General features: G+C 67.2%; 13 protein-coding genes and 1 pseudogene. 9 read left to right on the top strand and 5 right to left on the bottom strand.

What is annotated here, in order from left to right; translation table 11 throughout:
• Nucleotides 1-348 precede the first annotated feature (348 nt).
• From ROP_RS37625 to ROP_RS37615, 3 genes are all read left to right on the top strand, one after another.
• Complete coding sequence (locus ROP_RS37625) at nucleotides 349-753, top strand: DUF5319 domain-containing protein (protein WP_007297121.1); 405 nt, start codon at nucleotides 349-351, stop codon at nucleotides 751-753.
• A gap of 918 nt (nucleotides 754-1671) precedes the next feature.
• Nucleotides 1672-1836, top strand: coding sequence for a hypothetical protein (locus ROP_RS37620; protein WP_231869111.1), 165 nt, complete (start codon nucleotides 1672-1674; stop codon nucleotides 1834-1836).
• A 164-nt stretch (nucleotides 1837-2000) separates the two neighbouring features.
• On the top strand, nucleotides 2001-2756 hold the full coding sequence (locus ROP_RS37615; RefSeq protein ID WP_007297123.1) for a hypothetical protein: 756 nt from the start codon (nucleotides 2001-2003) through the stop codon (nucleotides 2754-2756).
• 251 nt (nucleotides 2757-3007) lie between these two features.
• Here ROP_RS37615 and ROP_RS37610 read toward each other — a convergent pair whose 3' ends face one another.
• On the bottom strand, nucleotides 3008-3352 hold the full coding sequence (locus ROP_RS37610) for a hypothetical protein (protein ID WP_007297124.1): 345 nt from the start codon (nucleotides 3350-3352) through the stop codon (nucleotides 3008-3010).
• Between the two features lie 967 nt (nucleotides 3353-4319).
• Here ROP_RS37610 and ROP_RS44595 point away from each other — a divergent pair.
• From ROP_RS44595 to ROP_RS43290, 3 genes and pseudogenes are all read left to right on the top strand, one after another.
• Nucleotides 4320-5190: pseudogene (locus ROP_RS44595) on the top strand (recombinase family protein).
• A gap of 78 nt (nucleotides 5191-5268) precedes the next feature.
• Entirely contained in the window at nucleotides 5269-6297 is a 1029-nt protein-coding gene (locus tag ROP_RS37595) for an IS110 family transposase (RefSeq protein WP_007297127.1), read from the top strand.
• A 759-nt stretch (nucleotides 6298-7056) separates the two neighbouring features.
• The gene (locus ROP_RS43290; RefSeq protein ID WP_007297128.1) at nucleotides 7057-7287 is read left to right on the top strand and encodes a hypothetical protein; all 231 of its coding nucleotides are present in this window, start codon (nucleotides 7057-7059) and stop codon (nucleotides 7285-7287) included.
• Between the two features lie 602 nt (nucleotides 7288-7889).
• Here ROP_RS43290 and ROP_RS41965 read toward each other — a convergent pair.
• The 3 genes from ROP_RS41965 to ROP_RS37580 form a co-directional block, all read right to left on the bottom strand.
• Nucleotides 7890-8312, bottom strand: coding sequence for an SDR family NAD(P)-dependent oxidoreductase (locus tag ROP_RS41965; protein WP_080512618.1), 423 nt, complete (start codon nucleotides 8310-8312; stop codon nucleotides 7890-7892).
• 224 nt (nucleotides 8313-8536) lie between these two features.
• Nucleotides 8537-8866, bottom strand: a complete 330-nt coding sequence (locus tag ROP_RS37585) for a YnfA family protein (protein WP_007297130.1) — start codon at nucleotides 8864-8866, stop codon at nucleotides 8537-8539.
• Nucleotides 8863-9594, bottom strand: coding sequence for a MerR family transcriptional regulator (locus ROP_RS37580; protein WP_007297131.1), 732 nt, complete (start codon nucleotides 9592-9594; stop codon nucleotides 8863-8865). Before ROP_RS37580 ends, ROP_RS37585 begins: the two co-directional genes overlap by 4 nt.
• A 321-nt stretch (nucleotides 9595-9915) precedes the next feature.
• Here ROP_RS37580 and ROP_RS37575 point away from each other — a divergent pair, with 321 nt between their 5' ends.
• The 3 genes from ROP_RS37575 to ROP_RS37565 all read left to right on the top strand — a co-directional run bounded on the left by ROP_RS37575 (nucleotide 9916) and on the right by ROP_RS37565 (nucleotide 11631).
• A complete protein-coding gene (locus tag ROP_RS37575; RefSeq protein WP_039951123.1) occupies nucleotides 9916-10299 on the top strand; it encodes a hypothetical protein in 384 nt (127 codons plus the stop codon).
• A gap of 14 nt (nucleotides 10300-10313) precedes the next feature.
• On the top strand, nucleotides 10314-10844 hold the full coding sequence (locus ROP_RS37570; RefSeq protein WP_007297133.1) for a hypothetical protein: 531 nt from the start codon (nucleotides 10314-10316) through the stop codon (nucleotides 10842-10844).
• Nucleotides 10845-10956: 112 nt separating this feature from the next.
• A complete protein-coding gene (locus ROP_RS37565) occupies nucleotides 10957-11631 on the top strand; it encodes a response regulator transcription factor (protein WP_007297134.1) in 675 nt (224 codons plus the stop codon).
• Here ROP_RS37565 and ROP_RS37560 read toward each other — a convergent pair.
• A complete protein-coding gene (locus tag ROP_RS37560; protein ID WP_007297135.1) occupies nucleotides 11607-13025 on the bottom strand; it encodes a sensor histidine kinase in 1419 nt (472 codons plus the stop codon). The two genes, ROP_RS37565 and ROP_RS37560, sit on opposite strands and share 25 nt — an antisense overlap.
• Nucleotides 13026-13057: the final 32 nt, after the last annotated feature.

Genomic DNA, 13057 nt, shown 5'->3' with positions numbered 1-13057 from the left:
GACCGATCGACCGATGTCGACGACGCGCAGCCCACCGCGACGTGTGGGGAACCGGTGTGGGACCACACGACGCCGCGTCCGGAACGCTTCCCAACTCTCCGGAGGCTTCCGTACCAGGTTTGATCTCGCCGAACAGGGAAGGAAGGTCGATGTCAGCATGAGGAAGTACCGGATCGAGACCGAGAAGACGTAGCCCTGCCAGACGTCAACCACATGAGCCGAAACGTCCCCGACCCGGCCCGCATATCTCGAAAACGATCGGATGAGAAGACGAACCGACAGACGCACACCAGGCATGCGTGCCCCGCCGATGCCCCGCCGTCGCAACTCGACCCGTACCGTGGCGCTGTGCGCGATCAACTGCCTCCCGGCCTGCCCCTGGACCCGTTCGCCGGCGACCCCACCGACCCCGCCGCCGCCCTCGACGCCCTCGAACCGGACCGGCCACTCGATCCCCAGGAGCGGCTCGCCGTGGAGGCGGACCTGGCCGACCTCGCCGTGTTCGAGGCGCTGCTGGCACCTCGCGGGATCCGCGGTCTCGTCGAACACTGCGAGGACTGCCGGCACGATCACTACAGGGATTGGGACATGCTCCGCGCCGACCTCCTCCAGCTTCTGGTCGGCGGCCCCGCCCGCCCGCACGAGCCCGCCTACGCCCCCACCCCCGAGGCGTACGCCACCTGGGACTACTGCTGCGGGTACGCGGATGCCCAGGTGAACGACGCGGTGCACGGCCCCCGCTTCGACGCCTGAGGACCCAGCCCTGCCGCGGCGGCCGGACAAGTCGCATCCGCGGCGGGAGTTCTTGCAGCGCACACGAAACCGACCCGACGGCCGGTGCACCGACCTCCGCACGCCCGGCGCGGCAGAATCGGCACCTCAGTCCACCCGATCCGCCTCGCTCGGCAACCAATACCCCAGCACGGGAATGGTTTTCGTCGACCTCCAGAGTGCCGCACCAGATCACCGATCCACCGATGGTCACCGGACCTCGGCACCGACGGATTGGCCCCCGCCGCACGAATGCGGAGGACGCGGGAAAAGACCACCACACCCCGCCGGCAACGCACACCGATGCCGTCACCGGCCACGCCCAATACCGCACCGGCGCCGCAGCAGCGACGACCCGCTCCCCCGATCATGAAGGTCGACGCGAACACCAACGTTCCCAGGAGCTCCTCAGCGTCATGCGCATCCCTCCCGTCGAGAGTTCACCTCGATCACCGGGATTCGGGTGTGATCTCGCTGCGGCGGGGTGCGCCCCCTTCGAGGGCCGTGGGCGCCGATTCACAATTTCGGGCGTCCCCGATCCACACACGTCCGCCGCAACCCTCCTGGGCCCGCGGCACCGGTGCTGCCGGTGCATTCCCCTCCCGCCCCGATCGTCCGTACCGGGCGGGAGGGGAGTGGTCGTGGTCGGCGTGGCTGTTCGGCTCCCTGCTGGACCGAGCCCTGGTCGCCACCCCGCACTGCGGCACCTCGGCGTCCAGGCATGGGCCCACGACAGCCGTCACGCCGATCTCGTACCGCCAGTCCACCCATCGGCGGCGTCCGGCTCTGGCCACTGGCCCGATTTGGCCGTCACCCGGGGAGAACTCGTAGCCGCCTACCGGGAGAACCCACCGGGCACAAACGGCTGTGTCCTTCCACCTCGATCACACCGCGCCGGGCGTGGCCGACCCGCCCATCTATCTGTCCACGATCGGCGCCGTCATCGCCGCCCTGATCATGCACGGTGCCGGGTCCCCGGAAACGACCCCGTCGCCGGGCAATCCGCTCTTCGACCGACTCACCCTCTGGAGCATCTATGTCCGCGGCGTGTCTGTGTCGCATTGAGCATCCAATTTCTCCGTGGGCCCCGACCGCGATCTCCCGCAATGCCGTCCCGCTCGCACCGGCCGGTCCCGCGCTCACCGACATTGGTCTCAGGACGGTCTGGCACCGGCGCCCGTCCAGCGCGGGCTGTCGCGGGCGAAGGCGGCCGGGACGAGACTGAGAAGATGCTGATCCTCTCGGGCGCCACACTCACCGCCACACTCGGTACGCCGGGCAGCGTCGTGCACCTGTGCGTACGCGTGCCCTCCTCGGACCGTTCCTTGACGGTCGGTGCGGTCCGCACACTCCTGGTCGCCGACCTGACCCGACGGGTGCTCGAGGATGTGCACCGCTCGCAGGTCACACTTACCCTCCTCGCCCCCTGCCCTGGTTCACTCGTCACGCCAGGCAATCTCGACGCGTGGATGATCCGCCCACCGGTAGGAGTCTTCGATTCCGCCGATGCCGCCGCGGCCGCAGTCGGCGCCCCGGTCGTGCTCATGGTGACCGCCGCCGGGGACGAAACTGCAGAGCCTGCTCTGACAGTCGGTGGCGCGGTCGGGTCCGAGCCGCTCGACGATCTGATCCACGCCGGTCATGATCCGTTGACGCTGCGTTGTGTGCTGCTCTCGACGCACTACCGGCAGCAGGCGCCGCCGACGATGGAAACGATCGCCGACGCCGCGCGGCTGTTGCATCGATGGCGGCAGCGCGTCGCCGACTGGAGCACGCACATCTCCGTCCCGATGCCCGCAGACATCATCGAAGCCGCGTATCGCGCATTCGACCGAAACCTCGACGTGCCGGCGGTTCTCGACCTGATGCGCCACCTCGAGTCCGACGCCGCGATCGCCCCGGGCGCCAAATTCGAAACCTTTATCCACCTCGACCGGGTGCTCGCCTTCGATCTGACCCGCGACCTCGGCGGCCCGCACTCGTGAGATTCCAGGGCTCCGGGCTACGCCGAGCTGTGGGTGCCAGCGATCCGTGTGGGCCGCCGCCTCCATCCGGTCCGGCGTCAGTCCCCACCCAACGGCGGGCACCGCATCCGCTTCGGTGCCGCCGGTTCCCTCGAGCTGTTCGATCGACACAGTTCGGAACCCCACCGGCGGTCGCCGACAGGCTTGCTGCAACGAGGAACGTGTCACGACGTGGGTTTCGGCCCGGACGGCACATCGGCGCCCTGACTGCGTCAGGAGAGCTCCGAGCCCTTCGCAGGCTCCGCCTTCATCGATCTCTTCAGCGAGTCGTTCCACGCCGACTCGTCTGGCGCTGCATCTGGATCAAAGCTGGCTGCCCGGCAACCGCGTGACCCACTGATGTCAGTGTGCCGCCACTCGGATTGCGGATAGTCTCGCTTGATCGGCGTGCCGCAATGGCGAACGATGTCGACCCTATCGTCCAGGAGTGCACGCATCCGACGGAGTTCATCGAGCACTGCTGTGCCACTCATCGTCGGATCGTCGGCTAGAAATGTTTCCACGCAATCGATCGCATACGTGATCGCCGACGCGCGATGCTCGCTGTAGATGCGCATCGGTGTTCCTTCAGTTGCTTCCATGTCTCGTCGAAGCCGGCGGGATCAAGGATAGTCGAGGCTTCGGCTCACACCATGAGCCGGCGCCACTGCTCGAAGGGGCGGCGCTGTCGGGTTCCTCGCGTCGACGACCCGGATCAGGCATCCGATCGCCGGCTTTGCGACTCGTCGAACGCTTCTCCGGCCCTCCCTGCGCGGTACGCCGGAGGGCGTCGCAGCCGGTGGTGATGACTTTCTCCGTCGGGTTCCCCGCCCTCACCGGCCTCGTTCCGGATCGTGTGGAGGTGATCGTAGAACAACACCTGACCGGCGCATTTGTGCCGCACCCGTCCCCGCCGACGTACCAGAACCGACTTCGCGTATCCACGACGATTGCCGTGCCGGCGCGGTCGGCGGTGACGAGTTCGCCGGTCAGAATGGGTCCATCTCCGCACAGCGTGCGGGCGATGTCTGCCACACGGGTGGTGGGGAGTGTCGGCAATGGGATCGAGTTATCACCTCGCCGGGTCGGGATCCGCGAGATCGGCGCGCTGGTGTGTGTGGGCTCCTCGCGGGTGGCGGGATCGTGACCGCCGGGCGGGCAGGCTCCGGACCGATCTGCGGGCCCGGGTGAATCCGCACCACAGGTTCACATCCTACCGGCGTCACAATAAAAATTGCCGGTCAGAGGCCATTTTTCGTAGTCTGTGACCTACCCGTTGACCTGTCGGTGATACCCGCGCTCAGGACGCCCGGAGGAGAATCAACGCCATGAGCCCGCGGGACGATGACTACGCGATCCGCGACGGCGAGAACCGTGTTCCCCCGCCACCGGACAGTGTCATCGAGCGCGTCACCCCCGTACTCCGCGCCGCTCTTCTCCTCCGGGCGGAACCCGACTGTAAGACCGACGCGCATCGAAGGGTGCGACCGTCGAACTGCAGGACGCAGCCATCAAGGCCGTGAACCTCGCACATGAAACCTGAAGGTGTCGACGAGCAAGCAGGACCTCGCGCGGCGGCAGATCGATGCGCTCACGAAGGCCTGGATCGACCAGACGAATATCTACGTGGACAAGAAGTCCGGGGTCAGCACCGACCGTCCTGGGCTGCAGGCTTTGCTGGGATACGCCCGCACGGGCGATGTCATCGCGGTGCACACCTCGACCGGCTCGGCCGGACCGGCACCGACACCCTCAACCTGATCCACGACCTGCACCAGCGCGGCATAAGTTTCCGGAACCTGGCCGACCCGATCCGGATCGACTCGACGAATCCCGACGATCTGATGGCACAGTTGGCGCTGGTGCTGCTCGCCTTGTTCAGGCAGATGGAACGCACCTATGCGGTCGAGCGCGCCGCCCATGCCCGGTCGGTGGCCACCGAGAAGGGTCGCCGGGTCGGCCGTCCCAGCGTGGTCACCGACGCCCAACTCGCCTACGCCATCCAACTGCGAAATGACGGCGCCACCGTCGCCGAGATCACCGACAAGACCGGACTGACCCGCTCCATCCTGTACCGCCGCCTACCTCAGCAGCCGTCCGAGTCCGTCATGGTGACGGGTACCGAGTGTGGTTCCACATCAACAGTTGCTGCGGAGCAGCTGCGCGCCCAAATCGGCCCTATGGCCTGTCCGACCTGCGGACACCTGCCCACCACCGCGGCGACACCATCCCCCACCGCGACGACCTCGCTTTCCTCTGGCTGCACCTCGACGCCCGCCACCGTGTCCGCGAGCGACATCACTGGGCTCGCTGTCAGCCCCACGGCCACGTCCTGGTGGTCAGCTGCAGCCGATGTGGCCCTGTTACCGGCGCCGAGGCCAGCGACGAACTGCCGCAACCGATCCTGATGCGATGAAAGGGGCGGGGCCTCCCTCTCCTCGTGGTTCCCGGCGAATGCTGGGGGTGTCAGTTCGTCACGACGGAGGAGGCCCCTATGAACGAGTATGACGGAAGTCAGGTCGTCGGGATCGATCTGCACCGGCAGCGGTCGGTGATCGTCCGCCAGACGGCGGAGGGCGAACAATTGTCGGCGGTGCGGATCGTCAACGATCCGGTGGCGTTGGGACTGCAGATCGAGAAGGCCGGCGCGAACCCGGAGGTGGTGCTCGAGGCGACCTATGGCTGGTACTGGGCGGTCGATGCCCTGCAGGCCGCCGGCGCGTGCGTGCATCTCGCACATCCTCTGGGTGTCAAGGGTTTCCGGTATCGGAGGGTGAAGAACGATGTACGCGACGCCGGAGATCTGGCGGACCTGCTCCGGATGCACCGGTTGCCCGAGGCGTGGATTGCCCCGCCCGCCACACGGGAGTTGCGCGAGCTGGTGCGCTATCGAGCGAAGCTGGTGGCCTTGCGCTCCGGGCTCAAGGCCCAGGTCCACTCGGTGCTCGCCAAGGCCGGGGTGTTGATCCGGGTATCGGACCTGTTCGGCGTCGAGGGGCGTGAGCGTCTGACGCAGGTGCCGCTCGGCGTCGCGTACGCGCAGCGGGTGATTTCGCTGCTCGAGCTGATCGACGTCCTCGACGCGCACGAGGGACGATTCTTCGACCGGATCGCCGCCGAGTTGCGTGGCCATCCTGGCTATCGGGCGATTCAGGCGCTGCCCGGGGTCGGCCCCACCCTGGCGGCGGTGTTCGTCGCGGAGATCGGTGACGTGCACCGCTTCGCCGACCCCGGCCACCTGTGTTCGTGGGCCGGTCTGACCCCCAAGCACCGCGAGTCCGACACCGTCGTTCACCGCGGGCACATCACGAAGCAGGGCTCCAAACTGGTGCACTGGGCGGCGGTGGAGGCCATCCAACGGGAACCCGCCGGCACGAAGATCTCGGTCGACCGCCAACGCATCGAGGCCCGCCGCGGCCGGAACATCGCCAAGGTCGCCGCGGCCCGCAACTGCTCACCCTCGTCTACTACGGGCTGCGTGACGGAGAGATCCGCGCGTTGGCCCCAGAGGGCAACGGCGTGAGCACCCCGGACGCAACACGCGCGCGGCCGTTGCCAGGTCTGACCCCCGTGCCAACGGCGTGGTCGTCGTCCTGATTGACCCCGCGTATTGCCAGCGCACCGCTCCATGCCCGCACCGCCGGGCGAAGGGATGACCGGCCAGCCGAGGAAGCTCGGCCCTGCCCAACCCCATACGCATCACACTGGAGACGTTGCACCACAACCACATAGCGAAACCGAATCGCGTCGTTTGGTCCTCGACCTGTTCTCGGGCTCATTCCAGTGTGCGCCGGGCCGGGCCACCGTCAAGACCATTCGTCCTCGCTCACGCTGCGGGCGCTGCGTCTTGACCCCCGGCCCTCACCCAGCGCTGTCCGCATGGAGCCGAAACAGGAGCGCCTTGTCGTCGTGGATCATCGCTGCCCGCCGATCTGCGCGAGGGTGTCGACCACGTAAAACGCGACCCTTGACAAGGCCCCGCCTCTTCAGGGATGACCTGGCTCGTCACCGCGCTCGCGGACGTGGCCGTCGCCCGCCTCGTCCGTCCCGGAGGACGACGAATCGTACGTCCTCGAGGTTCTCACCACCTCGCCGATACCTCCGGCGGGCAGATGGACTGCGCCAGTTGAGTGACCCCCGACAGTTGACCGCCGCACCTCATGGGTGTCGCTCGGCGGACCACGTACTGAGGTTGGGCGGAGGAGTCCGCGCGGGCGCCGTCGCCGCTGTCAACGACGGTCGCGACGGATGGGTGTATGGGTGTCGCCCGAGTCGGCGAGGGATGCCGGCCAACTCGGGCGAGTCGCTTGTTGCTGCGATGGTTCTGACTTTGCGCTTGACGCGGGGCTGCGCCGGGCTGGATTCGGTCGCACAATCGGAGGAGGAGACAGAGGCAATCCTGCCGGAGGTGGGTGATGCGCTGGGAGGCACCGGCGCCGGTGCCATTTCCAATGCCGATGCGGTGGTGGCGGCTCGGACCGTGGAGCCGCAATCGCCTGATGCGCCGCGGTGACCGTCTCGAGGCGGTGATCATGCTGCTCGCTGCGGTGTTGATGGTGATGTTGGTCCCGTTCGCCGCCGCGTATGGGACGGCGACGCACACCCGGCTGGAGCAGCAGGCGCAGGCCCTGCGCCGCCGTGCATCAGGTGCCCGCGGTTCTGCTCGGGGACGCCCAGCCCGCCCTCGACAGAACCGATGCCTCGCGCCGTTTCGTCGGGAACCGGGGCTATGTCCCCGTCCGATGGTCGGCGGCCGGTAGTGACCACACCGGAGTCGTCTCCACCGACCCGGATGCACAGGCGGGCCAGACGATCAACGTCACCGTCGGTGCCGACGGCAACCTCGCCGACACCATCAAGTTGGGCCAAACGGTGGTCACTCCCCTTGCCAAAAAGGTCTTTCGCTGTTGCGAAGAGCATGACACCGCAGGATCGGGGCCACCGAGCTTCATGCCAGTTCCTCACAAAGCCGGGACGATCCCGCGGTTGCCGCCTCATATTCCCCAACGACCCAGAAACGCAATACGATGCATTGCTTATACTTTCGCCAACTCATGGTCAAGTCGACCTACCGTTGGCGCTACGCCGCCCAAGCGCACGAATGCGACTGGACCCCTAACTAACTCGCAGGTCGGCGCCGCCGGCAACCATGAGCGTCGTGCCGACTATGTATCGTGCGCGATCAGACGCTAGGTACGCGACAGCATCAGCGATATCCTGTGGATCGGCGCATCCGCCAAGCGGCACCGCATTACCGAGGGTCTCGAGGATATCCCGCTCGCGAGCAGAGCTCGTCGGGGCTGCGATCGGGCCTGGCGCTACGGCGTTGACCCGGACTCCATGCGGCGCCGCTTCATACCCCACATCTCTGGTGAGTGCGACTACACCGGCTTTGGCGACCGCATAGGCCACGTGATTCACGGTGTAGTGAAATCCCGCCATCGATGCGATGTTTACGATGCTGCCGCGACGCGCGTGAATCATCCCTGGAAGCACGGCCCGGCAACAGAGGAACACTGATCGCTGGTTTGTGTTGATGACCCGATCACAGCACCATTACGCCCCACACGCAGCACCGGTCCGCACCCCCAGGAGTTCGGGAGCCGGGCAGAGTCAGTGCTACACCACCGTGAACCCGAGCGACTCCGCCGGCAGATACATCAACTCCTTTCGCCCCCGGCAGAGCGCAACCCGATCCATCCGATCCCGGACCGCATCACACGCCCCGGTCCTCACACCTCCCTTCACTGGTTCGTGTGGGGTCAGCGCGGCGAGTACATGATGACGGCGAGTCCGACGAGGCAGATCAGTGCGCCCGTGACGTCGAAGCGGTCTGGTCGGAAGCCGTCCAAGGCCATGCCCCACAGCAGGGAGCCGGCAACGAACACTCCACCGTAGGCGGCCAGGATGCGGCCGAAGTTCGCGTCGGGCTGCAGAGTGGCGACGAAACCGTACGCGCCGAGGGCCAGTGCGCCGAACCCGGCCCAGAGCCAACCGCGTTGTTCGCGCACCCCTTGCCAGACGAGCCAGGCGCCGCCGATCTCGAAGATCGCGGCGAGCACAAACAGGGCAACGGATCTGGCGACGGTCACGGCGCCGTCGGGGTGATCAGGTCGTCGATCAGGGCCCGCGCATCGGCCGGGGCCGTGATCGTCAGCGCGACGGTGTCGCGGTCGAAGCCGAGGGTGAAGTCGAGGAAGGCGCAGCAGTGTTGTTCGGCCACGATCAGGGCGGCGAGCTCGGCAGCGGACTCGGCGGGCACGGTGACCCGGACCCCGGTATCGACCTGCTCGCGGGGGCATCCGTCGAGGAGGGAGTGCCAGGCGTCGATCCGGGTGCGGTAGTCGTCGCCGTCGAGGGTGCACGCGATCGGCCGGTCGGCCGTCGCCACGTCCATCCCCTGCACGGTGACAGGGTCGAGGAGAAAGGTGCACTGCGGGTCGCAGCGGTCGGCACGGTCAGGCAACGAGTCGAGCCGCCCGCGCGCGGCGACGAGTTCGGTGTGCAGCCTGGTCAGCTCGTCGATCCCGTTGGCTGCCTCGGTGATCCGGGCGTCGAGGGCTGGTCGCAGCTGCGATTTCACCGACCGGCAGGCCTCGTCCTCCCACACCGTCAGCAGCTCGAAGATCTCCGGCAGCGGCAGATGCAGGCGCTTGGCCGCGGAGATGAACCGCAACCGCTGTTCGGCGTGCTCGTCGTAAAGGCGGTACCCGGAGTGCGAGCGGGCGGCGGGCAGGAGACCCACCTGCTCGTAATAGCGCAGCGTCGTCGCGGGGACACCGCTGCGGCGCGACAGTTCGGAGATCAGCAACTCGGCCATACCGGCCACGGTAAACCTTCGAGTCCACTCGAAGGTCAACCCCTGAAAGGGCCCGATATCGACGCCTCACCCCCTCGTTCACCGGCGCCGAGTGAGGGCTATCGGGCTCGGTTGGTCAGCGGGCGGCGTGCGGTGACGCCTATCAACGCCAGGCGCTACTTTCAGCACTTTTTCAGCGGCCAGCGCGAATCATGGCGACCATGTCGACCGGGTATCGGGGAGCGCTCCCCGTGAGACAGTCGCGGCCCGTGTGGCGCTCTGCCAGCTTGTTCCCAGCCGACAGCCAGGGTGCTGCCGGACACCGAAAGTAGGTTGACCACTATGACGAAAAAGAGCGTCCAGTTCGGTATCCCGCTTCTGATTTCTGCCGGCCTGCTTGCAGGATGCAGCTCCAACGACAGTGGCACCGGGTCATCGGCGAGTCCGACAACATCGGTGGTTGCGTCCTCCACCATGACCCCAGGCGGCAGCGGCAGTGCCACGGAGGTCGCTCAGGTAGATCCGAACACGGCAAGCCAGAGCCAGATCCAGGCGGCGTTCGAGGCAGCCGGAGTCAGCAACGCGGGTAAGTGGGCGAAGGAGGTCACCGAATACGGCCCCTACAGTCCCGACACGATATCCGATACCTTGACGAAGGAATTGGGCAAATACGGAATCGATCAACAGACTCTGGACACCATTTTGAGTGTCCTGGCCCCGCAGTAGGAGAATGAGCGGCCATGCACGATGAGGTTGCCCCGGAACGCGGCGGCGCGCGTCAAGCACGACTCGTCGCGCGGTTTCAGGCGGCACTGCTTGCGCTGTCGGTGCTCTCGTGCGCGTTCGTCGCAATCGAACTGGCATCGCTGCGGCACTGGAGGAGCACCGAGCAGATCGTGCCGTGGATTGTGCTGAGTGTGCTCTTCTGCTCGACGTTGATCGTCGTGTTCAACCGCTCACGGATCGCCATCGTGCAGGCTCGGCTGGTTGCTCTGTGCGCCGCTCCGGCGGCTCTGTTCGGGGTGTACGAGCACGTGAGCGCGAACCTCGACACCGGCGTCCTCAACCACAAATACACATGGGCAGAGCTGCCCGGCTGGGAACACCTCTGGCTGGCATCGACCGGGGCTGTCGGTGGTACACCGGCGACCGCACCGCTGGTGCTCGCGCTGGCCGGGGTGCTACTGGGTTTGGCGACCGTCGGGATGGCACCCGGCGCAGCCCGGGACGACCTCGCCAAGAGGGTCGCCGTATCCCGGGTGCGGACGTGACCCGACCCGGGCGATCGCGCTGACACCGGCGCTGGAGGGACCAGGTGATGGTGGTACCCCGGTCGTACCGTTGGGGTCCACTGGTTGCGGGAATGTTGTGGAGGAGGCGGCGGTGCGGGTGTTGCTGGTCGAGGACGAAACGCGCCTGGCCGAGACGGTGCGCCGCGGTTTGGTGGCTGACGGGTGCACCGTGCAGGTCGAACACGACGGCGTCGCCGGGCTGGCGGCTGCGGTAGGTGGCGGATTCGATGTGGTGGTCCTCGACATCATGTTGCCTGGCAAACACGGGTACGACGTGGTCCGGGAGATGCGTCGGCAGCAGGTGTGGACGCCGGTGCTGATGCTCTCGGCCAAGGACGGCGAATACGACCTCGCCGATGCCTTCGACCTCGGTGCCGACGACTATCTGATCAAACCGTTCTCGTTCGTGGTGCTGATCGCCCGGTTACGGGCGCTGGTGCGGCGCGGCGCCCCGCCGCGACCGCCGGTCCTGAGTGTTGCCGGACTCTCGTTGGACCCGGCGATGCGGCGGGTCACCCGTGGGGAGACCCGCCTCCAGCTCACTCCCCGCGAGTACAGTGTGCTCGAGTTCCTGATGCGCCACGCAGGCTCGGTCGTCACCAAACACGATATTCTGCAAGCGGTGTGGGACGCCAATTACGAGGGCGACGACAACATCGTGGAGGTCTACATCGGCTACCTTCGCCGCAAGATCGATGCCCCGTTCGGCACAACGAGCATCGACACGGTCCGCGGCGTGGGCTATTCGATGGGTTCGGAGGAGTAGCTGTCGTCGCCGATCGGAAGGGTGACGACGAAGTGTGCACCCCCGCCTTCATGGTCGCGGACCTCGATCGACCCGTGGTGTGCGGCAACGATTTCGGCGGCGATGGCGAGACCGAGTCCGGAACCACCGGATGCGCGGGTTCGGGGAGTGTCGAGGCGGACGAACCGCTCGAAGATCCGGGCCCGGTCCGCGGAGGCGATGCCCGGCCCGTCGTCGGCCACCTCGATCACGGCGCTTCCCTCGCACCTGCGGCAGGCGAGGGCGATTCGGGTGTGTGCGTGGCGGACGGCGTTGTCGACGAGATTGCGGACCAGCCGGGCCAGCTGCTCCGCATCCCCGGCCACCCGGACAGGGTCGACGGCGGCGGCGACCACGATGCCGGGAAGGCCCCGGAGGCGGGCGCGTTCGGCCAGGATCAGATCGTCGATATCGACGTCGACGCGCAGGTGGGTCAGTGAGTCTTCGTCGGCACGCGCGAGCAACAGAAGATCTTCGAGCAACGCATGCATCCGCCGGGCTTCGGGAAGCAACGACTCGTCGACCAGGGCCGTGTCGATCAATTCGGGACGGGATTGTGCGAGCTCGAGGGCGGCGGTGATGGTCGCCAGCGGGCTGCGCAGTTCGTGCGAGGCGTCGCCGACGAAACGCCGCTGGGCCAGGTGCCCGGCCTCGAGCCGCGCGAGCATGCTGTTCATGGTGACCGCGAGATCGGCGACTTCGTCCCGGGCCGCGGGCACGGGAACCCGTTCGTCGAGTTGATCGGTGGAGATCGACGCCACACGGGCGCGGATCCGCTCCACCGGGCGAAGTGCCGCGCCGATGAGCCGGTAGGTGGCGACGGCGACGAAGCCGATGACGATCGGGGCACCGATCGCCAGGAGCGCCGCGACAGTGGCCAGGACACCTTCGACCGGTTCGCGGTCGGCGCCGGTGACCACGGTGACCGGCCCGTTCGGGGACATGGTGCCGTGGGCGGCGACCCAGTAGTCGCGTTCGTGCCCGAAGTGGAGGTTTCCGAGGTAGGCGGACTCGCCGGGTGGCAGCGGGGCGGCAAGGACCGGTGACGACGGAATCCCGGCCGAGGTGACGAGCACGCTTCCCTGGTTGTCGAGGATGTGGACGGCCCCGATTTGGCCGTCGGTCGCGAGCAGCGATGCGTCGAGTTCCTGCGGCGGCTGAGAGTGGAGTTGCTCGATGATCTGGTGGGACCGTGAGTCGGCGGCGCCTCGGGCGGAGTGTTCGAGATTGCGGTACAGCACGAACAGGAGCGCACCACCGGCGAGGAGCAGGCACACCGTGACGGCAAGGACTGCGGCCGCGGTGGATCGCACCCGCACATTCCAGTTTCCGGGGTGCAGGCTGCGGCGGTCCATGGTGTTCAGTGTGACCGACACCGTGTCCGCCGCCCCGGCACCGGTGCGGCGTC

This window comes from Rhodococcus opacus B4 (assembly GCF_000010805.1).
GTDB lineage: Bacteria > Actinomycetota > Actinomycetes > Mycobacteriales > Mycobacteriaceae > Rhodococcus_F > Rhodococcus_F opacus_C.
This window is presented reverse-complemented; position numbering and strand designations above follow the sequence as displayed.

Excerpts from the sequence above, each read along its gene's own strand:
- ROP_RS37615 (WP_007297123.1), top strand. The coding sequence starts at position 2,001 with ATGCTGATCCTCTCGGGCGCCACACTCACCGCCACACTCGGTACGCCG.
- ROP_RS37610 (WP_007297124.1), bottom strand. The coding sequence starts at position 3,352 with ATGCGCATCTACAGCGAGCATCGCGCGTCGGCGATCACGTATGCGATC.
- ROP_RS37595 (WP_007297127.1), top strand. The coding sequence starts at position 5,269 with ATGAACGAGTATGACGGAAGTCAGGTCGTCGGGATCGATCTGCACCGG.
- ROP_RS43290 (WP_007297128.1), top strand. The coding sequence starts at position 7,057 with ATGCCGGCCAACTCGGGCGAGTCGCTTGTTGCTGCGATGGTTCTGACT.
- ROP_RS37580 (WP_007297131.1), bottom strand. The coding sequence starts at position 9,594 with ATGGCCGAGTTGCTGATCTCCGAACTGTCGCGCCGCAGCGGTGTCCCC.
- ROP_RS37575 (WP_039951123.1), top strand. The coding sequence starts at position 9,916 with ATGACGAAAAAGAGCGTCCAGTTCGGTATCCCGCTTCTGATTTCTGCC.
- ROP_RS37570 (WP_007297133.1), top strand. The coding sequence starts at position 10,314 with ATGCACGATGAGGTTGCCCCGGAACGCGGCGGCGCGCGTCAAGCACGA.